Annotated in this window: 21 protein-coding genes and 2 pseudogenes; 11 read left to right on the top strand and 12 right to left on the bottom strand. The window is 71.4% G+C overall.

All coding sequences use genetic code 11. From position 1 onward, the window contains the following. The 3 genes and pseudogenes from E1298_RS47910 to E1298_RS08035 form a co-directional block, all read left to right on the top strand. Positions 1-384 (top strand): annotated as a pseudogene (locus tag E1298_RS47910) (hypothetical protein); the annotation flags it as partial. Positions 385-1,286: 902 nt separating this feature from the next. After that, a complete protein-coding gene (locus E1298_RS08040; RefSeq protein WP_131890529.1) occupies positions 1,287-2,132 on the top strand; it encodes a hypothetical protein in 846 nt (281 codons plus the stop codon). A 133-nt stretch (positions 2,133-2,265) separates the two neighbouring features. Then, the gene (locus tag E1298_RS08035) at positions 2,266-2,499 is read left to right on the top strand and encodes a DUF397 domain-containing protein (protein ID WP_131890526.1); all 234 of its coding nucleotides are present in this window, start codon (positions 2,266-2,268) and stop codon (positions 2,497-2,499) included. A 61-nt stretch (positions 2,500-2,560) separates the two neighbouring features. Here the strand turns inward: E1298_RS08035 and E1298_RS08030 are convergent, their stop codons facing one another. Then, positions 2,561-3,661, bottom strand: a complete 1,101-nt coding sequence (locus E1298_RS08030; protein WP_207944502.1) for a LacI family DNA-binding transcriptional regulator — start codon at positions 3,659-3,661, stop codon at positions 2,561-2,563. Positions 3,662-3,807: 146 nt separating this feature from the next. Here E1298_RS08030 and E1298_RS08025 point away from each other — a divergent pair, with 146 nt between their 5' ends. Genes E1298_RS08025 through E1298_RS08015 form a run of 3 tightly spaced genes read left to right on the top strand, consistent with a single transcriptional unit; the run spans position 3,808 to position 8,014 of the window. Then, positions 3,808-5,007: a hypothetical protein gene (locus E1298_RS08025; RefSeq protein ID WP_131890524.1), complete on the top strand. Its 1,200-nt coding sequence runs from the start codon at positions 3,808-3,810 to the stop codon at positions 5,005-5,007. Further along, positions 5,004-6,626, top strand: a complete 1,623-nt coding sequence (locus tag E1298_RS08020) for an amidohydrolase (protein ID WP_131890522.1) — start codon at positions 5,004-5,006, stop codon at positions 6,624-6,626. Before E1298_RS08025 ends, E1298_RS08020 begins: the two co-directional genes overlap by 4 nt. Positions 6,627-6,655: 29 nt before the next feature. Beyond that, the gene (locus tag E1298_RS08015) at positions 6,656-8,014 is read left to right on the top strand and encodes an amidase (protein ID WP_131890519.1); all 1,359 of its coding nucleotides are present in this window, start codon (positions 6,656-6,658) and stop codon (positions 8,012-8,014) included. A gap of 12 nt (positions 8,015-8,026) precedes the next feature. Here the strand turns inward: E1298_RS08015 and E1298_RS08010 are convergent, their stop codons facing one another. The 3 genes and pseudogenes from E1298_RS08010 to E1298_RS51150 all read right to left on the bottom strand — a co-directional run. Beyond that, a complete protein-coding gene (locus tag E1298_RS08010; protein ID WP_131890516.1) occupies positions 8,027-8,611 on the bottom strand; it encodes an isochorismatase family protein in 585 nt (194 codons plus the stop codon). 34 nt (positions 8,612-8,645) lie between these two features. Beyond that, positions 8,646-9,041, bottom strand: coding sequence for a CocE/NonD family hydrolase C-terminal non-catalytic domain-containing protein (locus tag E1298_RS51155; RefSeq protein WP_279497948.1), 396 nt, complete (start codon positions 9,039-9,041; stop codon positions 8,646-8,648). Beyond that, positions 9,024-9,593 (bottom strand): annotated as a pseudogene (locus E1298_RS51150) (CocE/NonD family hydrolase); the annotation flags it as partial. The pseudogene E1298_RS51150 and the gene E1298_RS51155, both read right to left, overlap by 18 nt. A 47-nt stretch (positions 9,594-9,640) precedes the next feature. Between E1298_RS51150 and E1298_RS08000 the strand changes: the two are divergent. Beyond that, positions 9,641-10,105 (top strand): MarR family winged helix-turn-helix transcriptional regulator, encoded by a 465-nt coding sequence (locus E1298_RS08000; RefSeq protein WP_131890511.1) that lies wholly within the window; start codon positions 9,641-9,643, stop codon positions 10,103-10,105. Between the two features lie 60 nt (positions 10,106-10,165). On the opposite strand, the gene E1298_RS07995 is transcribed toward E1298_RS08000, so the two are convergent. Genes E1298_RS07995 through E1298_RS07975 form a run of 5 tightly spaced genes read right to left on the bottom strand, consistent with a single transcriptional unit; the run spans position 10,166 to position 15,028 of the window. Further along, positions 10,166-11,065: a carbohydrate kinase family protein gene (locus E1298_RS07995; RefSeq protein WP_131890508.1), complete on the bottom strand. Its 900-nt coding sequence runs from the start codon at positions 11,063-11,065 to the stop codon at positions 10,166-10,168. Positions 11,066-11,075: 10 nt separating this feature from the next. Further along, positions 11,076-12,047, bottom strand: a complete 972-nt coding sequence (locus E1298_RS07990) for an ABC transporter substrate-binding protein (RefSeq protein WP_131890505.1) — start codon at positions 12,045-12,047, stop codon at positions 11,076-11,078. Between the two features lie 49 nt (positions 12,048-12,096). Continuing rightward, a complete protein-coding gene (locus E1298_RS07985) occupies positions 12,097-13,155 on the bottom strand; it encodes an ABC transporter permease (RefSeq protein WP_131890502.1) in 1,059 nt (352 codons plus the stop codon). Beyond that, positions 13,152-13,988 carry an ATP-binding cassette domain-containing protein gene (locus tag E1298_RS07980; protein WP_131890499.1) on the bottom strand — a complete coding sequence of 279 codons (837 nt, stop codon included), beginning with the start codon at positions 13,986-13,988 and terminating at the stop codon, positions 13,152-13,154. Before E1298_RS07980 ends, E1298_RS07985 begins: the two co-directional genes overlap by 4 nt. Continuing rightward, on the bottom strand, positions 13,985-15,028 hold the full coding sequence (locus E1298_RS07975) for a class I mannose-6-phosphate isomerase (protein ID WP_131890497.1): 1,044 nt from the start codon (positions 15,026-15,028) through the stop codon (positions 13,985-13,987). Before E1298_RS07975 ends, E1298_RS07980 begins: the two co-directional genes overlap by 4 nt. 358 nt (positions 15,029-15,386) lie before the next feature. Between E1298_RS07975 and E1298_RS07970 the strand changes: the two genes are divergently transcribed. The 4 genes from E1298_RS07970 to E1298_RS07955 all read left to right on the top strand — a co-directional run bounded on the left by E1298_RS07970 (position 15,387) and on the right by E1298_RS07955 (position 19,122). Continuing rightward, complete coding sequence (locus E1298_RS07970; RefSeq protein ID WP_243725444.1) at positions 15,387-16,403, top strand: LacI family DNA-binding transcriptional regulator; 1,017 nt, start codon at positions 15,387-15,389, stop codon at positions 16,401-16,403. A 252-nt stretch (positions 16,404-16,655) separates the two neighbouring features. Further along, the gene (locus E1298_RS07965) at positions 16,656-17,228 is read left to right on the top strand and encodes a TIGR03086 family metal-binding protein (protein WP_131890495.1); all 573 of its coding nucleotides are present in this window, start codon (positions 16,656-16,658) and stop codon (positions 17,226-17,228) included. Between the two features lie 61 nt (positions 17,229-17,289). Then, positions 17,290-17,730, top strand: coding sequence for a VOC family protein (locus tag E1298_RS07960; RefSeq protein ID WP_131890492.1), 441 nt, complete (start codon positions 17,290-17,292; stop codon positions 17,728-17,730). 195 nt (positions 17,731-17,925) lie between these two features. Continuing rightward, the gene (locus E1298_RS07955; RefSeq protein ID WP_131890489.1) at positions 17,926-19,122 is read left to right on the top strand and encodes a cytochrome P450; all 1,197 of its coding nucleotides are present in this window, start codon (positions 17,926-17,928) and stop codon (positions 19,120-19,122) included. 76 nt (positions 19,123-19,198) lie between these two features. On the opposite strand, the gene E1298_RS07950 is transcribed toward E1298_RS07955, so the two are convergent. From E1298_RS07950 to E1298_RS07940, 3 genes are read right to left on the bottom strand one after another with little or no spacing between them, the layout of a single operon-like run. Continuing rightward, complete coding sequence (locus E1298_RS07950; RefSeq protein ID WP_131890487.1) at positions 19,199-20,074, bottom strand: toll/interleukin-1 receptor domain-containing protein; 876 nt, start codon at positions 20,072-20,074, stop codon at positions 19,199-19,201. Further along, the gene (locus E1298_RS07945) at positions 20,046-22,625 is read right to left on the bottom strand and encodes a CHAT domain-containing tetratricopeptide repeat protein (protein ID WP_131890484.1); all 2,580 of its coding nucleotides are present in this window, start codon (positions 22,623-22,625) and stop codon (positions 20,046-20,048) included. Before E1298_RS07945 ends, E1298_RS07950 begins: the two co-directional genes overlap by 29 nt. An 11-nt stretch (positions 22,626-22,636) precedes the next feature. Continuing rightward, positions 22,637-25,873, bottom strand: coding sequence for a hypothetical protein (locus E1298_RS07940; protein ID WP_131890482.1), 3,237 nt, complete (start codon positions 25,871-25,873; stop codon positions 22,637-22,639). Positions 25,874-25,878 lie beyond the last annotated feature (5 nt).

Here is a 25,878-nt window from a genome sequence, read left to right as displayed (position 1 = left end):
GTCGATCTCCTGGACCCCCTGGCCCCCCACCTCGACGCCGTGCTGCGCCGCTTCAACCGGATCGTGGCCGGCACCGCCACCCTGCGACTCCGTGTGGCCGTGCACACCGGCACCGTCCGCCGCGACCCGCGCGGGGTGACGGGCCCTCCGCTGACCCACCTGTTCGGGCTGCTGGACGCCGCCGCGTTCAAGCAGGCCCTCGATGACAGCGGCGCCTGCCTCGGCTTCATCGTCTCCGAGCGCCTGCACGCCGAGGCCACCGAACACGGCGGCCTGCGCGATCCCGGCGCCTACCGGTCGCTGCACATCACCGACGAAGACACAGCCACTACCGCCTACACCTGGTTTCCCCCGCCGCACGCCGGCCAGGTGCGGCGTGGGTGACGTAGGGTTGCGTCGCGGCGAGAGACGATCACCGGCGGGCATCGGGCCTGCGTACAGGGGGCTTTCCTGCCCGTTTTCCCTAGGAACTTCGCTGTATAGTCAGGAAAATGAGTATGAGGTCGCCGGCGCTGCCGGGGAGCGACCGCCCGATCCGGCGCTGAACAGCAGCGAACACCCGGGCGGACGCGGATCACCTGGCCGGGAACAGATGAAGCCGGTGCGCGCTCAACCTCAGCGCGCACCGGCCAGGAGCGGAGCCCCGGCATCCCGCCGCTACCGCGGTATCCATCACCCGGCTCCACCCTTTTCTGCAATCTCGTGTGGTCACCCGGTTCAACAGACGGACTCACCGAGATGCACATGCATCGGCACGTTCTGCCGCCAATGCGTCCCCGAAGCATCTCGCAGCGGAGCGGCCGACGTCAGCAGTTTGACTGCAAACAGTATAAACAAAACAAGGTTGAACAACACTGAACGCAGATGTTTGCGCAGGTCACAGGGCAATCGGCGTTCAATTTAGTCCGTGGATAGCGAGCCATCCGTTTTCGGTCGAACGAGAGCCGTGTCTTCTATGCCCGACGCGCGAGCGGGGGATATAGTCCCCATCGTCATGTGGGCTTCACCGGCGAGTCGAGTGGCCGCTACCCGCCCGATTCCGCGAATGAAGCCTAAGAGTCACCCGGTTCTCCCTAGCAGCACAGCCATCAAGAGCACGAACGAAGGACGTGACGATGCAGTCATCCCCGTACCCGCAGCATCGCCCACACAGGAGGCGGCCCCAGGGCGCGCCCCGCGCGGGGGGCGCCCACATCGTCCGGCGGCGCGCGAGGAGCACCCGAACGGCAGGGGACCGCTGACGGACTTCCCCGCCGAACTCGGACATCCTCATGTGCCCCAACTGGATGAGGGGACGCTTCTGGAGGGGTCGAGGGAGGACCACCCCGCGCGACGTCGAGAACTTCCTGCAGCAACTGCATCCCAACGCTGACGCCACGATCTGGCTGAACGCGCTTGTCGTGCGGGCTTACCACGCCCAGGCCCTCCAAGACGACGGCTGCAAGGCCGCCCGGACGAGCAAGGCCGCCACCGATCGCGAAGCCGCCGACCGCGGCGTCGTGACCGCCACTCGGCACAAGATCGCCGCCGGTGACCTCACCGGCATCGGGTGGTGCGAGCTGCAAGCGGTGCTCCTGGACTGCAGGGCCCAGGCGGCCGATGTCGAGGTCGCGCGGAACCTCTATGACTCCATCATGGCCGGGGAATCCCAAGCAGGCGCCGACCCCCAGCGCGACCCGCTGATCGTGCCGCCGGCGGCCCCCGACCAACCGGCAGCCATCGCGAATGCCGACACCGGCACCGGCGAGGCCGCCGCCACGACCGACCCGAGCAGCCCCGACAAGGAGGACATCAGGAACGGTTCCCACCTCGATGACGAGACCGACGGCGACCCCAAGAAGGCCACCACCGTCGAGGAATACGTCCAGGCGATGCAGATCTATCGCGAGAACGCCGACAAACCGCCGCTGCGCACCATGGTCGAAGCCATCAAGGACAGCCCGCTGGCGGAGAAGAAGTACGGCATCGCCTCGCTCAGCAATATCGGCAAGAACGGCAAGCCGCCCAAGGCCGCCCTCGTCCGGGCCTACCTGGTCGGCTGCGGTGCCGACGAGGAGACCATCACCTATTGGGAGGAAGCGCGCAGACAACTGTTGACACGCCTCATCAGGCAGCGGCCCCCCGGCCGCTAACGGATAGGGCCGGGGCCCCCGCGCCCGCAAGCAGCAGGGGCCCCGCCGCAGGCGGAATCCCGGGTGGAGCCGGGACACGCCACCGTTCACGAGCTGACCGTTCACCAGACGACCATCTAGAAAAGGAGCCCGCATGCGAAGCGTAGAAGAACCCGCCCGCTCCCCGGAACACCTCCGACCGGACCTGGCCTGGCGCACCAGTAGCCGCTGCATGGAAGGCAACGACTGCGTCGAACTCGCCCGCGCACCCCAGGGGATCGCGTTCCGGGACAGCACCGACACCCTCGGTCCCGTGATCGCCGTCCTCCCCCGGCGCTGGCAGGCACTCTTGACCGAGATCAAGCAAGGAGCTCACGACCTGCACTAGGACCATCCCGCACCGTCCCGCACACGATGTACGGGACGGTGCGGGACGCCCCCTGCACCTTTCAGGCGTCGGTGTAGGGCCGGGCGCTGGATTCGCGCACGCGCAGTTCCGGCGGGAGCATGATGCGCTCGGGGGGCTCGCCGCGCATCATCCGCACCAGGAGGTCGACGCCCTGAGCGCCGACGTCGCACATCGGTGAGCGCACGCTGCTGAGCGGGATCGTGAGCTGCGCGGCGATGGGCACGTCGTTGAAGCCGACCACGGCGACGTCCTGGCCGGCGCGCAGGCCGCGCTCGCGGAGCAGGCCGAGGACGCCGATGGCGGCGAAGTCGCTCACCGCGAAGATCGCCGACAGGCGGGGCTCGTGGTCCAGCAGGCGCGCGGCGGCCAGCGCGCCGCCGGCCGCGTCGAAGCTCGCGTGGACGACGAGCCGCCCGGGGACGGGGTGGCCGCGCTCGGCGAAGTAGCGGGTGAAGCCGGACGTGCGGTCCAGGCCGTTGGCCGCGTACGGCAGCCCGGCGACCACGCCCACCCGGCGGTGCCCGAGCGCGTGGAGATGCTCGGCCGCCAGCCGGCCGCCCTCCAGGTCGTCGCAGGTGACCGAGGGATGGTCGCCGGCCCGCCGGTTGACCAGGACGAACGGGACGCCGTGCGTGGCGAACTCGGCGACGAACCTGCCGTCCACGTGCGCGTCACCGAAGATCATCGCATCCACCCGGCGGGACAGGAGCATCGCGATGTGGGCCTCCCGGGTGGCGGGATCGTCCCAGGAGTTGCTGACCATGGTGTGGAAGCCGTGCCGGGTCGCGGCCCGCTCGACGCCCTCGTAGATCGAGGCGAGCACCTGGTCGGTGAGCCGGGCCATCATCACGCCGAGCAGCCGGGAGGTCTGCCGGCGCAGCCCCGCCGCCTGGATGTCGGGCACGTAGCCGACTTCCCGGGCGACCTGGCGGACCCGCTCGGCCGTCGCCGCCGAGGCGGCCCGCGCGCCGCTGGAGGTGCCGTTGAGCACCCGCGACACCGTGGACACGTGCAGCCCGGTCAGCTCGGCGATCGTCTTCAGCGTCGCCCGGCCGGACGGCGCGCTCGGCCCGGCCTGCCCCGGCGGGCCGCCCGTCCCGGGATCGGCGGCCCCCACCTCGCTCGCCCCTCGCAAGACCACCCGTTTTCCTGGCCAGACTCGTCGGCCGAATTTCCGTGCATCGGCTCTTGACAGCGTCCAGGCTAGCAGTCTCTTATTGAGCAAACGTTATAGCCAAACGTTTGCGCAAAGTTCGCGCGACCGGCTGCCCCAGGAGGTCCACGCCCATGGCGACCGAGGTCATCGCTCCGCGTCGCTCGCGGCCGGCGACACAGCTGCTGCTGCTCTGCGGCGGCGCCGTGCTGCTCAACCTGGCCATGAAGGCCGTGGAGGACGACCTGCCCGGCGAGGCGGCGGACGCGGCGAGCCCCGCGGGCCGGGGGCTCGGCGAATGGGTCGTGTGGGTGCTGGGCGACACCAACGAGGCGCAGTTCTACAAGTCCTCGCTGGCCGGCGTCGGGCTGCTGGTGTTCGGGGCGGGCGCGTACTACGCGACGCGGCGGCGGCTGCGGGCCAGGGGGTTCGACATCTCCTACGGCACCGGGCTGTGGCCGTGGCTGCTGGGGGCGTCCGGGCTCGGGCTGCTGCTGTCCAACCTGCTGTGGGGCTGGACGCTCGCGCCCGACGTCTGGCAGCCGACGTTCGTGCCGTTCGTGTCGGTGGCACCGGCGGTCGTGCTGGTGTACGGGGCCGGTCTTCGGGTAGCCCTGACCGCGGCCGGGCTGGGCGCGGTGCTCACGACGCCGGTGTCGATCCTTGTCATCAAGCATTTCTGCCAGCCACTGGACCTCCCGGGCGTCATCGGGAACGTCACCGGCATGTGGGTCGGCGCGCTGCTCGCGTTCCTGATCTGCCGGGCACTGCCCTGGATGGCCTTCCCGCCGCCCGCCCCGGACGGCCTCGCCACCGAGCCCGATCCCGTCCCCGACGCCGCCCCGGACGGGGCACTGCCGAAGGGATGGCTGGCCCGCCGGGCGCTCGCGGACTTCAGCGAAGCGCAGTTCTACGGGAACGAGTGGGCGTCCCTCGGCCTGGTCGGCGGGGCGGTCCTGGCCTGGACGATCAACACCCTGGGCCCGGCGTACGGCAGCGGGGTGTTCCCCGACCTGCTCACCGCGCAGATCCTCACCGCCGTCCTGGGCGTGTGGCTGTACGCCGACGAGTGGCGGCGGCACGGCTGGTACCCCACGTTCGTGCCGGTGGTCTCCTTCGCCCCGGCGGCCGTGATCGCCCTGGACGGTGGCTGGCCGGTGATCCTGCTCGCGTCCGTCTCGGGTGCCGCCGCCGGTGCGCCGCTGGCCCGCGCGATCGCCGTGCGGCTGCCCGCCGACTTCCACCCCTTCATCGGAAGCGTCATGTCGATGACCGTCATCACCACGATCGGAGTGCCCGTGCTCAAGCTGCTCGACTCGGCGGGACTCATATGAGCCCGCACGCCTCCCAGGCCAGGATCTTCTCGGCCCGCCGGATCATCACCATGAACGGCGACGAGCCCGAGGCCGTCGCCACGCTCGGCGAGCGCGTCGTGGCGGTCGGCGGCCGGCGCGAGCTGCGCGACCGGTTCCCCGGCGCCGAGGACGTCGACCTCGGGTCCGGGGTGCTGCTGCCCGGGTTCAACGACGCGCACGCCCACCCGTCGGTGCTGGCCGACGGCGGCCTGTACGTGGATCTGGCGCCGTCCGTCACCGGCAGCGCCGAGCAGGTGCGGCGGGCGCTGGCCGAGCGGGCCGCGCGCACGCCCGAGGGTGAGTGGGTGGTCGGGCACAACTTCGACGTCTCCCGCACCGAGGACGGCCGGAGCGTCGACCGGACGCTGCTCGACCAGGTCTCGGCGCGGCATCCCGTCCTGATCATCCATTACTCGTACCACGGCGCCGTCGCCAACTCGCGGGCGCTGGCCGCCGCCGGCTATGACGAGGGCACGCCCGACCCGGTCGGCGGCGAACTGGTGCGCGACGGGGGCCGGCTGACGGGCGTCCTGTACGAGCGGGCCTGGATGGAGGGCTACCTCGGGCACGGTTCGCGGCCCCCGCTCGTCCCGCAGCCGACCATGCCGGCGCGGGTCGAGTCGCTGCGCCGGATGCTCGCCCGTATGAACGCCGCCGGGATCACCTCGGTGTGCGACGCCATGGTGCACCCCGCCGACTGGGCGCTCTACCAGGCCGCGCGGGACGCCGGCGCCCTCACCGCCCGGGTGGGGATGCTGCTGTGGTACGAGTTCTTCGAGCCGGCGCGCGAACTGGGCATGCGCACGGGTTTCGGCGACGGCATGCTGCGCTTCAGCGGCGTCAAGATGATGACCGACGGCGCGGTCTCCGGCGGCACCTGCCTGTGCCGGGCGCCGTACCGGGGCGCGCTCGGCGAGCGCACCGGCGGCATCCAGGTCATGCCGGACGAGGAGATCGCCGAGGTCGTCCACCGGGTGCACGCGGCGGGCAGCCGGCTGGCGGTGCACGCCAACGGCGACCTCGCGATCTCCAAGGTGCTGGACGCCATGGAGGCGGCGATCGGCGCCACGCCGCCGCGCCCCGGCCAGACCCACCGCATCGAGCACTGCTCGGTGGTCGATCCCGAGCTGGTGAAGCGGATCCGCGCGCTGGACGTGATCCCGGTGCCGTTCGGCGCCTTCATTTCCTACCATGGCCACAATCTCGTCGGTCACTACGGACGGGAACGTGCCGCGCGGATCAGCCCGCACCGCACGTTCCTCGACGCGGGGATCACGGTGGCGGGCTCGTCGGACTACCCGTGCGGCCCGCTGGAACCGCTGTACGCGCTGCGGTCGCTGACCACCCGGCGGGCCCAGGACGGCACCGTCCTCGGCGAGGGGCAGCGGCTCACCCCGTACGAGGCGCTGGAGGTCTACACCGCCGGCTCGGCGGCGGCCTCCGGCGAGCAGGACGACAAGGGCCGGATCGCCGTGGGCCGGATCGCCGACTTCACGGTGCTCGGCGAGGACCCGCTGCGCACCGAGCCGGAGGGCCTGGCGGAGATCCCGGTGCTGTCCACGTGGGTCGGCGCCCGCCGGGTCTGGCACGCCGGATGACCTTTACCGCAATCATCTAGGAGATCCCGATGTCCACCTTCGCGCCCGAAGACGGCCGCACGATCCGCGAGCTACGCGACCTCTACGACGGCGGGAAGGTCACGCCGGTGGACGCCGTCGAGGCCGCGCTCCGCCGGATCGACCGTGACGGCAACGATGACGAGGGCGGGTTGCGCGCGTTCGCGCATTCGCGCGCCGAACTGGCCCGCGAGGAGGCCGCCGAGGCCGCGCGGCGGCTGGCCCGCGGGACGCCGCTCAGCCCGCTCGACGGGGTGCCGGTCGCCGTCAAGAGCATGGTCGCGATGGCCGGCCTGCCCCAGGACGCGGGCTCCCGCGTCCTGGAAGGACGGCGCGCCGCCCGCGACGCGTCCCTGGTCGGCGCGCTCAAGCAGGCGGGCGCCGTCATCGTCGGGACGACCTCCATGGACGAGTTCGCGCTGACCACGCTCGGCCCGGCCCGCAACCCGTTCGACCGGAGCCGGACGGCGGGCGGCTCCAGCGGCGGCTCGGCGGCGGCCGTCCAGGCCGGGATGTGCTTCGCGGCCATCGGCACCGACACCGGCGGCAGCGTGCGGATCCCGGCGGCATGCTGCGCGGTCGTCGGCCTCAAGCCCACCTACGGCCTCCTGCCCACCGACGGGATCATCCCGCTGGCCTGGTCCCTCGACCACGCCGGCCCGATCGGCCGCACGGTCGCCGACGTCGCGGCGATGTTCGACGTCCTGCTCAGCGGCGTGGGGACGGCGACCGGCGGCGAGCCGTCCGGGGCCTCCGGGCTTGCCGGGGTACGCATCGGGATCCCGTCCGACGACTATCTGAGCATCGCCGAACCGCATTTGCAGGAGGACTTCCGCGCCGCCCTCACCGCCGCCACCGAGGCGGGTGCCGAGGTCGTCCTGATCGAGCTTCCCGACCAGGAAGAGGTCAAGGGCGTTCACTGGCCGGTGCTGTCCGCCGAGATGGCCGCCTACCACCTGCGCCGCTTCGGCGCCTCGGAGGACCGCTACAACGCGCCGATGAAGGAGGGCATAGCGGCCGGCGCCACCGTCACCGCCAAGGAGTACCTGACCGCCCAGCGCGGCCGTCTCGTCCTGCGCGCCAAGGTGGACGAGGCCCTCACCGGCGTGGACGTCATCGCCCTGCCCACCCTGGCCGTCGACCCGCCCGAGATGGGACGCACGGAGGTCGAGCTGGCCGGCCGTCCCGAGGACGCCGTGGCCGCCATGGTCCGGCTGACCTCCCTGGCCAACCACACCGGCCACCCGGCGATCTCCGTCCCGCCCGGCACCACGCCCAAGGGCCGTCCGGCGGGCGTCCAGCTCATCGCCCGCCACTACGACGAACAGCGCCTCCTGTCAGTAGCCGCCGGCCTGGAGGCTCTCGGCTAGACGCCGCCGAGCCTAGGTGGGGATGAGTTCGCCGACGATGGGGAGGAGGGCTTGGCCGGCGGGGCTGTTCCAGTGGCGCGCCAGCCCGGTGAGCAGCATGTTCGTCGAGGCGATGACGGCGCCGGCCCGCTCCATCTGGCGCAGGGCGATGTCGTCGGCGATCTTGCTGGTCGAGCCGCCGGCGTCGGCGGCGACGTACACGGTGTAGCCCTCTTTGAGCGCGGTGAGCGCGGGGTAGACGGTGCACACGTCGTTGGTGACGCCGGCGAGGATCAGGTTGCGCCGTCCGGTCGCGGTGACGGCGGCGGCGAAGCCGGGGTCGTCCATGGCGTTGACGACGCCGGTGCGCTGGATCCGCGCGGCGAACTCCTCCGGGGCGATCTCCGCGAGCTCCTTGGCCGGCGGGCCCTGCGCGTGGTCCTCCAAGGACGAGGTGAGGACCAGGGGCATGTCGAGGGCCTTGGCCGCCTTGCCGAGGGCGAGGGCGTTCGCCTTCATCACCTCGCGGTCGATCGAGGAGACCCAGCTCATGGTGCCGTCCTGGTGGTCGATCAGCAGCACGGCGGTTTCGGCGGGCGGAAGCATCTGCAGCGGCATGGGGGATTCCTTCGCGGTGAGCCGGTGATGGTGATCACCGGGGTCGCTCCTGCAACCGGAGGCCGGAGGAGTGGGCGGGGTCGTGGTGGTAGGTGTCGGTGCCGGTCTTCTGGCCGTAGAAATGAGTCATGGGGGCGTCGGCGATCAGGGAGTCGTGGTTGCTGATCTGCAGTCGGATCCGGTCGCCGCGACGGGCCAGGAACGACATCGGCAGTAGTTCGACGCGCAGTCGGTAGACGGTTCCGGGCTCGACCGGGTCGGCGCGGGTGTGGGCGTGGAAGGGGCGCAGCGGACTGGTCAGCTCGGGCAGTTCGGCCCGGTGCGAGGCGCGCAGCCAGCCTTGGGTGACCCGGATCGGCCGCGCTGCGTCCGACTGCGGTCCGGGCACCAGCGACAGCCCGACGAAGTACCGGACGGCGGGCCGGTCCATGACGCCGGTGTCCAGCCCCTTGAGGTGCTGGTCGTACCAGGGCAGCAGCTCGGTTCGGTGGAAGTCCTCGTCGAAGAAGTACCGCTGGGCGGCGGCGAAGCCGTCGGGGTGGGCGACCAGGAGCTGCTTGGGCCCGGTGACGCGCTCGTAGCCGTAGAAGTTGCCGCGCAGATGCAGCGACGCCTTGCCCCACACGCCGATCGAGAAGACGGGGATGTCGACCTGGTCCAGCTCCCAGAACGGGGACCGGCGGCGCTGCCACTCGTCGTCGAAGGGGTGGCTGAGGGCGTCGAAGACGAACTGGTCATTGCGTCCGGCGCGGAAGTCGATCCCGTTGAGGTGGTGCTGCATGAGCACCGACCCGAACAGCCAGGCCGAGAAGAACCCCTGGGTGGGGATGCCGCCGTGGTACATCCAGTCGCGGTACATGTCCGTGGCGCCGTCGTAGGCGACGATCGTCTTCAGGTGCGGCGGACGGGTGCGGGCCGCGTTCCACTGGCTCCACGCGTAGTGGGACATGCCGATCATGCCGACCGCGCCGGTCGCCCAGTCCTGGGCCGCGACGTGCTCGCGATCGGGGCTCTGAACGGAGGACGCGGATGGTGCGGGACTACGGCCAGCGGTTGCCGTACATGATGCGGATGGTCAGCAACGCGCTGTCCCAGCAGTTTGAACGCGTCCTGCGCGGGTTCTCCCTCAACCACGCGCAGTTCGCCGCCCTGGCCCAACTGGGCCTGGAGCACCCGGACGGACTCTCCGGGGCCGAACTCGGGTACCGGGCGGGGGTCACCGCGCAGTCCATGTCCGCCGCGGTCGCGTCCCTGCTCGACCGGGGGCTGGTGACCCGCACCCCGCATCCCACCCACGGCCGGATCCTCGAAGTCCGGATCACCGGCGAAGGACTGGAACTGATCGAGCGGGCCCAAGCGGCGGCCAAGCGCGTCGAGGACCGCGCCATGGCCGAGCTCACCCCGGCGCAGCAGGACGAACTGCGCTCCCTGCTGCGCCAGATCACGCGGACCCTCGACCTCTACGTGCCCGAGATCCGATCGCCCTCGTCCTAGGGCACCGTGCCCGCTATGTCGTCCTGCGCTTCGCGCGGTCGGCGTCGTAGCCGACGCGTGTCACAGGAAGGTCTTGAGTTCTTCACCGGTCGGCGGGTCGGCGCCGGGGCGCGCGCACGTGATGGCGGCGGACGCCAGCGCCGTGGCGAGCGGGGCCGACAACGCCGTCGCGCCGGCCTGCGCGAGGTCGGCGCGGCGCGCGGGATCGAGCAGGCCGGCGGCCAGCAGCGCCGACAGCAGGCCCGACATGAACGCGTCCCCCGCGCCCACGGTGTCGGCGACCTCGACCGGCGGGGCGGGGCGTTCGACCTGGCCGGCGGCGGTGACGGCGACGCAGCCGCGCGGCCCCCGGGTGACGGCGACGAGCGCGGGGCCGAGGCGGCGCCACCGGTGGGCGATCTCCACGGGGTCGGCCCCGGGGTAGAGCCACGCGAGGTCCTCGTCGCTGGCCTTGACCACGTCGCTGAGGGCCACCTGCCGCTCGACCCGCCGCCGCTCGGACGCCCGGTCGCCGAGCAGCGGCGGCCTGATGTTCGGATCGTAGGCGACCGCGGGCGCCCCGGCCATCGCCGCCTCGACGGGCCCCTCCGCCAGCGCCGCCGCCAGCGATCCGGTGCACAGGACGGCCGTGTCCGGCGGCATCGCGGGCGCGGAGGGCGTCCAGGAGAGCGCGAAGTCGTAGGACGGGACGCCCTGGTCGTCGACCGACACGACGGCGAGCGGGGTGAAGGGGGCGGGCCGCACGTCGGGCGTCACCCCGGACGCGGTCAGGTGCCCGGTGACCAGGCGGCCGAACGCGTCGTCGCCGAGGCCGGTCACGAGCGTCACCGCGTTGCCGAGCCGCCCGAGCCCGACGGCGACGTTGGCGGGGCTGCCGCCGGGGTCGGCCCGGAAGCGCCGTCCGCCGGGGTCCCCGACCAGGTCGACCAGGGCCTCGCCGAACACCAGGATCCGGGCCATCGCGTCCTCCTCAGCACCCGGCCTTGTAGAGCACCTTCTGCCCCTCGGGCGCGTCGACATTCTCCTTGGTGACGACGGTGGCGTCGGTCGGAATGGACGCGGTGACCGGCTGCCCGCGCACCGCCGCGACGGCCTGGTCGACGCCCTTGGCGCCGATCGCGCCGGGCAGCTGGGCGATCAGGCCCTGGACGACGCCGTCGCGCAGCTGCTTGACCTGCGCCGGGCCGGCGTCGAAGCCGATCATCTTCACCTTGCCGAGCTTGCCGGCCTGCTGCAGCGCCGAGCCCGCGCCCGTCGCGGAGTTGAGGTTGGTGGCGAACACGCCGGCCAGGTCGGGGTCCTTCGCCAGCGCCGAGTTGACGATCTTGCTGGCGTCGCCGACGTCGTTGTGCGAGTACTGCACGCCGATGTACCGGACGCCCGGGTGCGACGTCTTGATCGCCTGCTCGAAGCCCTTCACCCGGGCGTCCACGGTGCTGACGCCGGGGTCGGTCGAGATGACCAGCACCTTGCCCTTGTCGCCGATCTGCTTGGTCAGCGCGGTGGCCGCGGCCTCGCCGCCCTTGGCGTTGTCGGTGCTGATCCGCGACAGCCCGATGCTGCGCTCCTCGACCACCGTGTCCACCAGGATGATCTTGATTCCGGCGGCCTTGGCCTGGGTCAGCGGCGCGATCAGCGCCTTGGTGTCGGTGGGCGCGATCAGCATCGCGTCCGGCCTGCCCGCCACCACCGAGTTGACGATGGGGGTCTGCAGGGTCGGGTCGAACTTCTGCGGGCCCTGCACCTTCAGGTCGACGCCGAGCCTGGCCGCCTCCGCCTTCGCGCCGCAGGCCATCGTCTCGTAGAACTCCTCGCCCGCCATGCCCTGGACGAGGGTCAACTTGATCTTCTTGCCGGAACCGCCGGAACCGCCGTCGTCGCCACACGCCGTGGCGCCGACCGCGAGCACCGCCGCCATGGTCAAGCTCATCGCTTTGCGCATCGTCCGCTTCCCGTCATGGCCGCCGGGCCGTGCCTGCCGGCCGGTCTCGTCAGTTGTCTCGCGCCTTGCGGCGCCATTGGTCGAGGTAGACGGCGGCGATGAGCACCGCCCCCACCACGACCTGCTGCCAGAACGGCTTCACGCCGAGGATCTGGAAGCCGTTCTGCAGAACGGCGGGGATGAACACGCCGATGACCGTGCCGGTCGCGGTGCCGGCGCCGCCGAACAGGCTCGTGCCGCCGATCACCACGGCGGCGATCGCCTGAAGGTTGTCGGTGGAGTGCGCCGACACCCCGGTGATGCCGTACTTGGCCAGCGACAGGTAGCCCGCGAGGCCGGCCAGCAGCCCGGCCAGCCCGTACACCTTGACCAGGTGCCTGTTGACCTGGACGCCGGAGTTGCGCGCGGCCTTGATGTTGGAGCCGATCGCGTAGGTGTGGCGTCCGAAACGGCACTGCGCGAGGACCACGCCGAGCAGGAGCGTGACCGCGACGGAGATCCAGACGATCAGCGGCACCCCGGCGAACTTGTCCAGCCCGAGCCCCAGGTTGAGCCGGCCCGGCGCCCGCATGTCCACCCCGCCGGTGATCAGCAGCGCGCCGCCGAGCGACATGCCGAGCGTCCCGAGGGTGACGATCAGCGGCGGGATCCGCCCGTAGGCGACGAGCGCGCCGTTGAGCACGCCCCACGCGAGCCCGGTGAGCACCGCCACCGCGGCGCCCAGCAGCAGCGAGCCGGTGGACGTGCCGCCGGTCGCCTCCATCGTCTTGGTGGCGGTGACGCCGGAGAACACGAGCAGCCCGCCGACCGACAGGTCGATGCCCGCCGAGATGATCACATACGTCATGCCGATGGCGAGCAGCAGCAGGATGGCGGCGTCGGCGACCAGGTTCAGCAGGTTGAACGACGTCGCGAAGCTGTCCGGTTCGAGCACCGAGAACCCGACCAGCAGGACGGCCAGGACCAGGCCGATCCACACCTCCTGCGCCGTGCCCAGCCGGCCGAGGAGGCCGGTGAGCGGCGATCCGGCGCGCGCGTCCGCCCCGTCCGCCGGGGCCCCGCCGGCCTTGGCGTTCTGCGGGCTCGATGGACGGCTCGGTGCGGTCATCGCTTCTGCTCCCCATCCGCGGATCCGGGTTCGGAGGTCTTCTCTGACGCGGCGTCCGCACCGGCGGCGTCCGGCGGGGCCAGGTCCGCTTCCAGCGCGCCGGTCATGGCCCCGACCAGCTCCTCCATGGACACGTCGGCGCCCGAGAACCTCGCGGCCCGGCGGCCGAGGCGCAGCACCTCGATCCGGTCGGCGACGGCCTTGACGTCCTGCATGTTGTGCGTGATCAGCACGACCGCCACCCCGGAGTCGCGGACGGTGCGGATCAGGTCCAGGACCCGGCCGGTCTGCACCACGCCGAGCGCGGCGGTCGGCTCGTCCATGAACACCACCCGGCGGGCCCAGGTCACCGCGCGGGCCACGGCGACGCCCTGCCGCTGCCCGCCGGACAGCGTGGACACCGCTACCGAGTCCGATTTCAGCCGCACGCCGAGGCGCTCGCACTCCTGCCGCGCCCGGGCCCGCATGGCGGCGTTGTCGAGGAAGCCGAGCCGGCCGAGCAGGCCGGACCGCAGCACCTCGCGGCCGAGAAAGAAGTTGGCGGCCGGGGTGAGGTCGGCGCACAGCGCGAGGTCCTGGTGGACGGTCTCGATGCCCGACCGGCGGGCCTGCTCGACCGACTCGAACCGGACCGGGTTCCCGTCGACCAGGATCCGCCCGGCGTCCGGCGCCTCCACCCCGGAGAGGATCTTCACGAGCGTCGACTTGCCGGCGCCGTTGTCACCGATCAGCGCGACGACCTCGCCCGCCGACAGGGAGAAGTCGGCGCCGCGCAGCGCCTCCACGTGCCCGTAGCTCTTCTCGATGCCGTGCGCTTCGAGCAGCGGCGTCATGGCGTCCCCCCGCTCGCCGGACCGCCCGCCGGGGGCAGGCAACGCAGGATCTCGATGTCACCGTGCACCGCCGTCGGTCCCGCCCCGTAGGGGACGAGGACGGTCTGCCCCGCGCGCAACGGCATCGCCTCGCGGCCGCCGCGCAGCTCACCGCCGCCGCGCAGCACGATCAGCACCGCGAAGCTCGCGGCCAGCTCGGCGCCGCCGCCGACCAGTTCGGCGCGGAAGAACGAGTCGGCGCCCTCGGGCCACACCCGCCGCACCCCGGGCCCTGACTCGGGCTGCTCCGCCGGCCGCCGGACGAGCCGCGCGACCTCGGCGGCGGAGCGCGCGCGGCCGTCCACGCAGCACACGGCGGTGTCCCAGCCGAGCCGCAGGTCCGTGTCCGCGCCGTCCGGCGAGAAGCCCGCCCACTCCAGCATGATGCTGAAGTCGGTCGGCTCCTGGACCTCGACGAGGAAGACCCCTGCATCCACCGCGTGCGGCAGCCCGGCGGGGACCAGCACGGCGTCGCCCGGCCGGACCGTGACCGGGTTCATCCGCGCCAGCATCGCCGCGCCGTCCTGGACGCGGATCCACTCGCGCAGGCGGTCGTGCCCGACGTCCTCCCGGAAGCCGAGGTGGACCCGCCCCTCGCCGCCCGGCACGTCCATGACCAGCCATGCCTCGGTCTTGCCGAACGCGCTGCCGAGGTGGGCGCGGGCGAACTCGCGGCTCGGGTGGACGTGCACCGGCAGCCGCTGCCCGGTGTCGAGCAGCTTCACCAGCAGGGCCGGGGAGCTCCCCCAGTGCCGCACGTGTTCTGGTCCGAGCCATCCGTCCGGGTCCGCGGCGATCGCGGCGCGCAGGGGGCGGCCATCGGGCAGAACGGTGAGACCAGCGTCGCCGCCGCCGAACCGGCTGGTGGTCGAGCCGACCCAGTCCTCCGGACGGTGGTCGTCGGGCGGGAGGCCGCCCCGGAAGCGGCCGATCCCGGCGCCGCCTCGGTAGAAGTGCCGGGGCTGGTTCGCGGTCAGGGGGATGGGGTGGTGGTCAGACATCGTCCTCGCCGAGGGTGATGATCGGCTGCGGCGCACCGCACGTGCGCCTCAAGGTCCCCGTTGCGAGACATCGTTGTCAAGACGGGACCGGCCGCCGTGACCTCTTCGTGATTCGACGCTCGTCCCGTCCACACCCGCAGCGCCGCGCATTAGCCGCCCCTAGCTGCACAAATAGTGAAGGCTCCGCCGCCTCGCGGCACGGGATCGACATCCCGGCAGAGCGGAAGGTCAGAGGCTGCTTGATATCGTTGTCACAAGTGCTGGGACCATTACGTTGGTCGGGGCACCGTCAGCTCACCGTGGCACCCCCGCGCGGCACGGCGGACGACGGTGGAGCGGTCTCGGCAGAAGGGCTTCGGTGGACAAGCAGGACAGGCGGCGCAGGCCGACGATCTCGGACGTGGCGGCCGCCGCCGGGGTGAGCCCGAAGACGGTGTCCCGGGTGATCAACCACGAGCCCAACGTGCGCGCGGAACTGGTCGAGCAGGTGCTCGCGGCGATCGGCGAACTCGGGTTCCGGCGCAACGCCCTGGCGAGTTCCCTGCGCTCCGGCCGGCAGACCGCGACGATCGGGCTGATCATCGAGGACCTGGCCAACCCGTTCTACTCCACGATCGCGGCGGCGGTGGCCAGGGTCGCGCGCGCGCACGACACCCACCTGATCACCGTCAGCTCGGAAGAGGACCCCGAGCTGGAGCAGCGCCAGTTCCTCGACCTGTGCCAGCGCAGGGTGGACGGGCTGATCATCGTGCCCACCGGGCCCGACCACTCCTTCGCCCGGACCGAGGTGGAGATGGGCATGCGGATGGTCTTCCTGGACCGCCCGCCGTCCGGGATCATGGCTGACAGCGTTGTCATCGACAACGCGGCGGGCGCCCGGGCCGGGATCGTGGACCTGCTGGAGGCCGGGCACCGCCGGATCGGCGTCATCATCGACTCTCCCGCCATCTACACCGCGCGCGAGCGGCTGGCCGGTGTGCGCCGGGCGCTGGCCGACGCCGGCGTCCCCTACGACGACTCCCTGGTCAGGGTCGGCGTGGCGGACCCCGGCGAGGCCGCCTCCGCCGTCGCCGCCATGCTCGACGGCGGCGACCCGCCCACCGCGTTCTTCGCCGGCAACAACCGGATCACCATCGGCGCCATCCGGGAGCTGTACCGGCGCGACGACGCCGCCGCGCTGATGGGCTTCGACGACTTCGAGCTGTCCACGCTGATGCCGCGCCCGCTGACCGCGATCGCCTACGACGTGCAGGAACTGGGCCGCGCCGCCGCCGTCCGGCTCTTCGAGCGGATCGGCGGCGACACCTCCTGGCCGTCCGAGATCATGATCCCCACGCGTCTCGTCCAGCGCGGCATCGACCTCCTGAAAACCTGACGCCCAACACGACGGCCCGGCCGGGGCCGCGCCCGTCCGCCGGAACGGCTTCTCATGGCGTCCGACGCCCCCGCCCGAAGCGCGGATCGGCGCGGATCCAGCCGAGACACACGCCGAGCACGCGGCGCGCAATGCGCGGTTGACGGGCGGACGCCGGGCTCGTCAGCCAGCCGGTGCGCCTGCACGTCCAGGCATTCGACATGATGGACACCTGGATCGAAGGTTACGCCCAGTTGGAGAGGATGCTCACCGATGGCGATGTCTGACCGCCCGGCCGAGCGACACCGGCAGGTCGCCGGGCTGTTCACCGACCGGGTCCGCGGAACCCGGTCCTGGGACGCGCCGTCCCCGGTCGCCGACTGGACCGCCCGCGACGTCGTCCGCCACCTGACCGAATGGTTCCCCGGGTTCCTGGCCTCCGGCGCCGGCATCGAACTGCGCCGCGGGCCGGCGGTGGACGAGAACCCGGTCGCGGCGTGGCAGGTCCACTGCGAGAGTGTGCAGGCGGTGCTGGACGATCCGGAGACCGCACACCGGGAACTCACCAACCCGCACATCGGCAGCCTGCCTCTGGAGACCGCGATCGACCAGTTCTACACCGCTGACGTGTTCATGCACACGTGGGACTTGTCCAGGGCCACCGGCCAGGACGACCGGCTGGACCCCGACTTCTGCGCCCAGCTCCTCGGTGGAATGGAGCAAATGGAGCAGGTCCTCCGCTCCTCCGGCCAGTTCGGCGACCGGGTCGAGGTGCCCGGCGATGCCGATACCCAGACCAAACTGCTCGGTTTCATCGGCCGGGACCCGTTCTGGACAGGACGCTGAGCCGGACGCCGCTCAGAATTCCCTGGCCGGCGCCGCGGCGTCGGCCACTACGCTCGGGCATATGACGATCCAGCGGATGGACAACGTCCTCATCGTTGTCAACGACCTTGAGGCCGTTATTGCGTTCTTCGTCAAACTCGGGATGGAGCTGGAGGGCAAGGGGCCACTGGAGGGGAGCTGGGCGGAACGTGTCATCGGGCTCAAGGACGTCCGGCAGGACGTCGCCATGCTGCGGGTTCCGGACGGCCACGGCCGGATCGAGCTGGCGAGGTTCCACACGCCGGCGGCGATCAAGCCGGAGCCGGAGAACGCGCCGGCGAACACGCTGGGCATTCGCCGCGTCATGTTCGCCGTCGACGACATCGAGGACGTCGTCGCCCGCATGCGGGCCCACGGCGCCGAACTCGTCGGCGAGATCGTGCGGTACGAGGACATCTATCGGCTCTGCTACATCCGCGGTCCCGAGAGCATCGTCGTCGGGCTGGCCGAGCAGCTCGGCTGAACCACTCACGAGCGCCCGCGGCGCATCGTCGGACGGGCCGCGCACCGCTCACCGAAGCGTCAAGGCGACCACTCCCTGCGGGGTGAATGCGACGTGGTGTTCTCGCCAGACGGGACTGACACACCGGTCATATCGCGAGATAGGAAACGGGCATCGAATGACATACACCCGTGTCCTCCACGACTGGAGCCCACCGTGTCCGTCCTTCCCGCCTTCCCGTTCCCGACCGACCACGCGCTGCGGCCCTCTTCCCGGCTCACCGAAGCCCGCACCGGCCATGCGCCCGTCCGAGTTCAGCCCGGCTATGGGGACCCCGCCTGGCTGGTAACTCGTTATGAGGACGCGCGTTTCGTCCTGAGTAGCCCCGCTTTCGGCCGCGACCACGAACGCGCCGGAATCCCTCCCGACCGCATCGCCCGGGTGACTCCCTTGCACGTGGCCAGCGGAACCTTCGCGGAGCAGGACCCGCCCGAGCACACCCGGCTGCGCCGCTTCGTGTACCGCACCTTCACCCCGCGCAGAGTGGAGGACCTGCGGCCCGGCACCCAGCGGATCGCCGACCGGCTCGTCGACGACATGATCGAGCAGGGGCCGCCGCTGGACCTGTTCGAGTGGTTCGGGCTCATACTGCCGGTCGAGGTCATCTGCGACCTGCTCGGCGTGCCCAGCTCCGACCGGACCCGCTTCACCGACTGGAGCGACGACCTGCTGAACTACGCCGGAACGGCCGAGCGGGCGACGGCCAGCGTGGAGGCGATGAACGCCTATCTGGGAGAGCTGGCCGCGCACCGGCGGCGGCATCCGACCGACGACCTCATCGGCGCGCTGGTCAGCGCGCGGGTCGAGGGCGACAACCTCACCGACGACGAGGTGAACAACTTAGTGCGCATCCTGCTGGGCGCCGGCCACGAGACCACCGCCTCGCAGATCCCCAACTTCATCTTCCTGCTCCTGGACGGCGGCGGCTACGCGCGGCTGTCCGCCGAGCCGGAACTGGTGCCGACGGCGGTGGAGGAGCTGCTGCGGTACGTGCCGCTGATCACCCAGGGGACCTTCGCGCGCTTCGTCCTGGAGGACGTCGAGGTCGGCGGGACGCTCCTGCACCCCGGCGACCAGGTACTCGTCGAGCCGGCCGCCGCCAACCGCGACCCGGCCGCCTTCGACGATCCCGAGACGCTGGACCTCGCCCGCAAGGACAACCCGCACCTCGCCTTCGGCCACGGCTTGCACCGCTGCGTCGGCGCGGCCCTGGCGCGGATGGAACTCCAGATCGCCCTGGCCACCCTCACCGGCCGGCTCCCCGGCCTCCGCCTCGCCCGGCCCGCCGACCAGGTCCCCTGGCACATCGACCGTTTCGTCCGCCGCCCCAAGGAACTCCAGGTCACCTGGTAGCACACCGACCGACGCTGATCGTCGCGGCGGCGCCGTCCTCACGCGGTACGGAAGGCGCCGCCAGGGCGTGGCTCGGTCATGGTGTGCGGTTCCTCCGGGGGATCAGGTGGCCGAACGCCTTCTGGTACAGGGAGCGGCGGGTGGCGGGCCTCATGCCCGGAAGGTCGAAGTCCGGATCGCGACGGTAGACCACGGGCGTGCGTTCGCCGTCCGGGGCGAAGTACCTGATCGTGATCTCCAGGTCGATGACGGAGCCGTCGGCGAGGCCCATCCGGTTGAGGGGAAGGTCCGGGATGGACCGCTCGTCCTTCAGCAGGTCGTAGGACAGGCGGAGGCCGAGCTTGCCGTTGAAGTCGCTGACCTCGTCCCCAAGGGCCAGTGCGGTGCGGACCTGTGCCCGCAACTGCGCGCCCGTGGCGGTGACCGGGACGACCAGCACATGGGAGACGTCGAGTGCGCGATTGCGTATGTAGAGGGTGGTGGTTGGCTGGTCCATGCGCCCGGCGGGACCGGGCGCGGGCAGGACGGAGTGGCCGAGTGCGCGGTCGCTCTTCCAGCAGTCGGCGAGTGCGGTCACGGCCGCGTCCCAGCCGTCGAACGCGTTGAACTGCCGGCGGGCCGCCAGCAGCGGCGGGACCTCGGTGGTGTCCAGCCGCAGCACGAACAGGAATCCGCCGTTCTCCTTGAGCGTGGAGTGCCACTGGTCGCGCAGCCAGGACTGGCCGGCGCAGGCACCCGACCACAGGAGCAGGAAGTAGTCGGACTCTTTGATGTGCTTCTCGATCGTGTGGACGATCTGGTCGCCAGGCAGGGTGTCGCGCTGCGGGCGGAACGTCCGGACGCCATGGGCGATCAGTTCCATGTGCAGGCGGTCGGCGGTGCCCTGGTTGGCGTCGGCGTAGCACAGGAAGACCTTCGGAGCGTCAGGCCGGACGCTGCGGGGCAAGGGCATCGCGGCTCCTTCCGCCGTGCAGCCTGCGCATCCTCTGGCGCAGTGGCCCGGCCTTCGTCTGCGGGCCCGAGTCACCGTAGAGGGTCCAGCACGCCCAGCGGGACGGATTGCGCGGGTACGGCACTTCGTGGTCCATGGCGCAGACGTCCCGCATCGCCGCCAGCAGGGCCAGATCACGTGGCAGGGCGCGTAGGTGGCGCTGGAGTCGGTCGAGCAGCTTTGCGGCCGGGCGGTCCGGCGCGATCCAGCGGGCCGCGACCACTGAGGCGGCCCCGGCGTTGAACGCGGCGCGTACGAAGCCGCGCCGCTCGTCGCGGCCGAGCCGCTGGGCCATTCCCGACTCGCACGCGCCGAGCAGGAACGTCCCGCAGCCGCGCAGGTCCATCTTCTCAAGGCGCTCGAAGTGCAGGTGGCCTTCCGCACCCGGGGGCGACAGCCCGATGATCGAGCGCGTCGCGTCGTCGCCGTAGATGCCGTGGCTGTCGATGCGGACGATCTGGTGGCGGTGCGTCGCGAGCGCTTCTCGCAGGCCGGCGAGCGTGGCGTCCGGTCCGGAAAGCAGGCTGCGGGCGGGCGCGCGCGCCGGCGTCAGGTCGTCCCGGGGTTGGACCAGCAGGACGTTGTCGCCGCGCAGGCCGAGTGAGCGTTCACGCAACGGCGCCAGCGCCGACAGGCACGGCAGGTCCGACAGCGCGTAGCGCAGGCCGAGCGGCCCGCCCTCGTCCGGCAGCGGCAGCGCGGCGAGCGGGACGTTCGACACCTCGTTCCCGGCGACGGCGGCGAGCCGCCGCACGTGCTCGGGAAGGCGGCCGGTCACCTTGCCGACGCCGAGCCGCAGGGCGACCTCGGCGAGGCGGCGGTCGAACTCCCCGTCCGCCACGCTCTCCTCCAGCGTCTCGGGGCTGTCCCAGCAACGGGCAAGGTCGTCGATGGCCTCGTACAGCGCGTGCCGGTCGGAGTCGACGTAGGCGTGGAGGAGCAGTTCCCGGGAGACGATGACGTGATGCACCCGGTGAGGCGTCGCGTGGATCAGCCAGGCCGCCTGGTCGCGCGGCAGGACGGCGGCCATCCCGCTCACCCAGCGCCGCGCGCCGCTCCAGTCGCTGGGCCGGGGCAGATCGCGGGCGCGGTGGGCGTCGGCGGGCAGGATCTGGGGCAGGATCAGCGCGCCCCGTGCGGCTTCCAGGGCGACCGCGATACCGGACGCGGTGGGCGTCTCCAGCCCCTGGGTCCGTTCAAGCGCCATGCGGACGCGTTCGTCGTGCTCGTCCCGTGCGGCGCGCAGCATGGGGATCCTGAACAGGTCGGCGGGCTGGCGAGTCGCGATCTCCTCCTCCAGCCGGTGGGCCTGCGCCCAGTAGTCCACGGCGCGGTCGTCGGAATCGGGAAGGCCCAGTTCGGCGAACACGTGACCGAGGATCCGCAGCGCCTCGATCCGCACCTCCAGAAGGGTGTCCGTCCGCGCGTGGTCCACGGCCTGGGCGGCGTGGCCCGCGCACTCGTGCAGAGGTGCCGCGTCGCCGGGGGAACTCATGCCCCGGAACCACTCGACCTCGGCGGCCGCCAGATGCCACAGGGCGATTTCGCGCGGCGAGGCGGCCCGGTCGCGCACCTCCCTCAGGTCCTTCTCCGCGTCCACCAGCCGCTTGTCGTCGAGCAGGCGGCGGATGTGCTCGATGCGCGCGTCGAAGCGCCGGGCGACCGGACCGTCCTTGGAAGCCCCGGGTTCCAGGAGCGAGTCGGCTTCGGCCCACGCCGCCTGCGGTTCAGGCGCCTGACCGGCGGCCTCCCACAGCCGTGGCTTGAGACGTTCGACGAGGTCCGGGCGGCGCAGCGCCCGCGCGAGGACGGCCATCTCGCGCACCACCGGCCAGTACAGGGCGGGCTCCAGGTCGGGAAGGTCCAGGGCGTCGACGAGCGTTCTGAGAGCCTCCTCGTAACGGCCCTCGTGCCTCAGTTCCTCAGCGCGGAAAAGGTGGTCCGGGACGGTCTCCGGCGGCCGGTCGATCGCCGCTGTTATGTAGCCCTCGCGTCTGAGGAGAACATCGATCTCCTCGTTCAGCTGGGCGAGCCGCTCCGCGAGGCGGAGTTCCTCGAACCTTTTGCGCGCGGCGGCGAGATACCGCGTGGCCTGGTCGCGCCGCCCGTCGTTGGCCAGCGCCAGCCCGCGCACACGGTGCAGCCGCGCCACCTGCTCCTCGGACAGCTCGCGCTCATCGCGGGAGATGGCGAGGGCCTCGGCGTCGGCGCGTGCGGGGTCGCCCAGCGCGGTGAGGATCTCGGCGCGCAGCACCCGCAGCCCCAGCGGGCCGGGCGGGCACTCGTCCAGGTACTCCTCGCAGCGCGTCAGCGCGAGCGCGCGCTTGCCCAGCTCCATGAGGCTGCTCACGTGATCCTCCTGCACCTCCTCCCGGAGCGACGGCCGGTCCGCGGACTCCTGGACGGCTTTGCCGTAGGCGTTGTCGCATCCGTCCACGTCCCCAGCCTCGAAGCAGAGCCCGGCCTCGATGACGTGGCGGCCGACCGGGTCGTTCGGGGTGATCTGCATCATTTCTCCGGGGATCAGGGGGCGCAGGCGGGATCCTGAGGGGACTCGTCGAGGCAGACGAGCCAGATCGGCACCGTGACGACGTCGCCGCGCGGTGCGGGGGGCGTCGGAGACGGGGGCGGCGACGGGCTCGATGGCGGGTTTGATGGCGGGTTCGGCCGAGGGCTCAACGGCGGGCTCGGCGGCAGGCTCGGGGTCGGGCTTGGGGACGTGGATTGCACGTTCGGTATCGGGGTTGGCAGGTATCCCCCGCTCGGGCGGCCGCCTGGGCCGGTGACGCGGAGCCAGGTCAACGTCTGGTTCGAGCTGGTCCGCTGCTGCTGGGAATCGGCGAGAACGGTGGGGCTCTCGATACGGGCGTCGATTTTCAGTTCCGCCTTTTTCACGACAACCTTCCGGTCTTGCCGCTCCCAGCCGCTGATCAGCGCGCCGTCGCGGAACGTCACGGAACGCATCCAGTCGCTGACGAAGACGTTCTCGCGCCCCGCGACCTCGCTCAGCTCCATCGTTTCCCGCTGCTTGCCGGGAATGATCTCCCCTTGGCCGTGGTGGACGGCATGCCCCGACTCAAGGGCGATCAGCGGCCTGGATCGGGCCAGGTCCGGGCCGAGCGCCTCGCGCACCCGCTCGGCGAAGTGGTGACCGGGCGGAGCGATGATCGTCTTGTCCGCGCCGACGAGCGCCGTGCCGTCCTCGCCGAGCGAGACGCCGCGGAACCGCCCGTCGCGGGCCTGCTGGGCATCGCGCCACACCGGGGCGACCCGCCCGAACTCCCGCAGGAGCGCCGCCGGCGGCTCCGGGCTGTTCAACCCCATGAGCGGGTCGTGGGCTTTCGCCCAGACGATGTCTCCAAGGACGCGGGCCTCGGACCTCTGGCCATCGGTGGTCTCCACCCGCATCGTGCGCGCCCTGTCCGAAGGAAGGCCGATGACGGCTGACGACCCGCCACGGAACTCCAGCCACGATCCCGGAGGAGGCCCGCGCGGACTCGACGGTCCTTCGCCAGGGCGGGGGGAGAGCCGGCCCAGGAGGAACTCGGGCGCACCGCCCGGCCGAGGACGCCCCAGGCGGAAGGCCAGATCGTCAGCCGGGGCCTTGATGTCCTTGGTGATCGAGAGCCAGGGCGCGTCGTGCCCTCCGACCTTGTAGGAGTCCCCGTAGCGGTACAGGACGCTGCCGCGGGCGGGCGCCGAGCCGTCCTGCGTCGACTGCAAGGCCAGCCGAGCGCGTTCCAGCAGGCCCCTGACCCAGCGCAGCAGAACCCGCCCACCGGTGGCGTCTGCTTCGAGTCGTCCCCATTCGCGACCTTCAAGCGCGACGCTCTCGGTGATGAACCCGTCCTTGGCCCCGCGTTCGATCCGCAGCGAGCGCTTCGCGCTCTTGCCACGCCAGACCTTCAGCTTGCCGAACGATCCGCTCGGCCGTCTCTTGCCGGTGGTCTCGATGACCGAGACTCCGTTCTCCGCGGTCGAGTACTGGCGATCGAGGTGTTCGACGACCTGCCCTTCCCCGTCCAGCCACACCTGGCTGATCTTCCCTTTCCCGTCGGAGTCCAGGCGGGAAGAGGGGTCGTAGAGACCTGCGCGGCGGTCCGCCTCGGGCACGGCGCCGGGACGCCACGTCCCCTCGTCCATGTGGTGGACGGTGTCGGCGAGCGAGACGCCGCCCTTGACGATCATCTGGCCGCAGTACTCGTGGGCCTTGGACAGCCCGGTGATCACCGTCTCCCGCGCACCCGGGACGAACGTGAGATCGCCCCGCTCCCGCAACTCAGAATGACGCTGGTACCATTCCTTGAAACGCAGATCGTCGCGGACGTCCCGGTCATCGAGCCCCGGAAGGCGGGGAGAGTCCGATCGAGTGCTCAGCCATTCGAGGGCCGCACTCCATCGCATAATTTGATCAAGTCGCGCAAACTGCGGGTCGTAATCCGCGATCTCCTGGAAATGGGCGTCCCACCAGCGCAGACCCCGGCCGAAGCCGTAGCTCGACTCGACCTCGCCGCCATCGGCGGCAGACGTCCGCATGAACAACCGGGTGGCTCGTGCCCCGATCTCCATCCGCTTGTCATCGAAAAGGAAACCGGACTGGTTCTGCCCGAACCAGAGCCGCCCGCGTTCTTCCGGCGTCTTCCCCGCCGCCGGGCAGTGCCCAAGGGGGATCACCGCATCCGGATCGGGAACGAAGCCCTTGACCGCCTTGGTCGGAACGCCCGTTCCGGTGCCGCTCACCCACATTTTCGCAATAAGGTCAGAATAGAACAAGGTCATGCCGACCTCGGTGCCTTTCAGCCCTCCCTCATATCGGGCACGATGGTACATCCTCCCCTGTCTGAGAGTTTCGACCACGTCCCCGCGCCCCGATTTCGGCGGGTCGAGCGAGAAGCCGGGGAATTGCACCGGGTCCTTGAGATATCCCCTTTGGATCGCGGTGACGTCCGCCATGGTCAGCGGAGGGGCGGAGCCGGTCGGCCATTTCCAGCCTCCGGCCCAGATCTCCTGGCCCCGCCGCTCCAGCCGGGACAGGTGCCGCGTGCGCTTCAAGAACTCGCGCAACTGGTCGGGACGGTCCACGCGCATCGCGACGTAGCCGTGCGCCGTGCGGATCTGCGCCGCTGTCTGCCGTTTACCCGCATCGACCCGGATCGTCTGGGCGCGCTTGTCACTTGTGTAGCGGTGGACCTGGACCCATTGTGGATCGGAACCGTGGTCGGTCTGATGCTGGTCGAGCAGAACGCCGATGGTGCGTGACGCATGCGGGTCGTCAGCCGGGAGCAGCAGGTGCAGGCCGTCGCGCCCATCGAACAGGGCGCGCCCCGGCCCCACGGGCTGCGCGGTCATATCGGCCAGCCCCTCGTCCCGTACCGGGACGGCGTCGTGCACGGCAGACCGGTAGCTGGCGGTGTCCATATGCAGCCGAGCGGCAAGGGCGGTGCGGAGCCAATCCCCGAGCTGCGCCCGTTTCTCCCCCTCCGGCAGGTCGGTGAGACGACTCGCCGCTCCGGAATAGGAGACGGTGAAGGGACCGTCGAGCGGGACCGGCGCCCGCCCGTTCGGCGGGGTGCTGGACGGACCGGACGGGCCGGACGAGCCGGGCGGGTCCGGCGGGACGGACGGGGAGCCATTTGCCAAGCGCGGCCCCAGTACGACTACCAGTCCGATCGCCAGCGCCGACACGAGCACGATGGCCGTCGTCTGGAGGCGCTGGGACAGCAGCGATGGGGGCAGCCTTCGGGGAGGTTCCAGCGCCATGTCGA

The sequence above is a fragment of the Actinomadura rubrisoli genome, assembly GCF_004349215.1.
Lineage (GTDB): Bacteria > Actinomycetota > Actinomycetes > Streptosporangiales > Streptosporangiaceae > Spirillospora > Spirillospora rubrisoli.
Note: the sequence above shows the minus strand (reverse complement) of the source record. Positions and strands in the feature narration are given on the sequence as shown.

Bases quoted from the DNA above. Each gene is read 5' to 3' on its own strand.
- E1298_RS08040 (WP_131890529.1), top strand. From the start codon at position 1,287: ATGAGGGGACGCTTCTGGAGGGGTCGAGGGAGGACCACCCCGCGCGAC.
- E1298_RS08035 (WP_131890526.1), top strand. From the start codon at position 2,266: ATGCGAAGCGTAGAAGAACCCGCCCGCTCCCCGGAACACCTCCGACCG.
- E1298_RS08025 (WP_131890524.1), top strand. From the start codon at position 3,808: ATGGCGACCGAGGTCATCGCTCCGCGTCGCTCGCGGCCGGCGACACAG.
- E1298_RS08020 (WP_131890522.1), top strand. From the start codon at position 5,004: ATGAGCCCGCACGCCTCCCAGGCCAGGATCTTCTCGGCCCGCCGGATC.
- E1298_RS08015 (WP_131890519.1), top strand. From the start codon at position 6,656: ATGTCCACCTTCGCGCCCGAAGACGGCCGCACGATCCGCGAGCTACGC.
- E1298_RS08010 (WP_131890516.1), bottom strand. From the start codon at position 8,611: ATGCCGCTGCAGATGCTTCCGCCCGCCGAAACCGCCGTGCTGCTGATC.
- E1298_RS51155 (WP_279497948.1), bottom strand. From the start codon at position 9,041: ATGGACCGGCCCGCCGTCCGGTACTTCGTCGGGCTGTCGCTGGTGCCC.
- E1298_RS08000 (WP_131890511.1), top strand. From the start codon at position 9,641: ATGGTGCGGGACTACGGCCAGCGGTTGCCGTACATGATGCGGATGGTC.
- E1298_RS07995 (WP_131890508.1), bottom strand. From the start codon at position 11,065: ATGGCCCGGATCCTGGTGTTCGGCGAGGCCCTGGTCGACCTGGTCGGG.
- E1298_RS07990 (WP_131890505.1), bottom strand. From the start codon at position 12,047: ATGCGCAAAGCGATGAGCTTGACCATGGCGGCGGTGCTCGCGGTCGGC.
- E1298_RS07985 (WP_131890502.1), bottom strand. From the start codon at position 13,155: ATGACCGCACCGAGCCGTCCATCGAGCCCGCAGAACGCCAAGGCCGGC.
- E1298_RS07980 (WP_131890499.1), bottom strand. From the start codon at position 13,988: ATGACGCCGCTGCTCGAAGCGCACGGCATCGAGAAGAGCTACGGGCAC.
- E1298_RS07975 (WP_131890497.1), bottom strand. From the start codon at position 15,028: ATGTCTGACCACCACCCCATCCCCCTGACCGCGAACCAGCCCCGGCAC.
- E1298_RS07965 (WP_131890495.1), top strand. From the start codon at position 16,656: ATGGCGATGTCTGACCGCCCGGCCGAGCGACACCGGCAGGTCGCCGGG.
- E1298_RS07960 (WP_131890492.1), top strand. From the start codon at position 17,290: ATGACGATCCAGCGGATGGACAACGTCCTCATCGTTGTCAACGACCTT.
- E1298_RS07950 (WP_131890487.1), bottom strand. From the start codon at position 20,074: ATGCCCTTGCCCCGCAGCGTCCGGCCTGACGCTCCGAAGGTCTTCCTG.
- E1298_RS07945 (WP_131890484.1), bottom strand. From the start codon at position 22,625: ATGATGCAGATCACCCCGAACGACCCGGTCGGCCGCCACGTCATCGAG.
- E1298_RS07940 (WP_131890482.1), bottom strand. From the start codon at position 25,873: ATGGCGCTGGAACCTCCCCGAAGGCTGCCCCCATCGCTGCTGTCCCAG.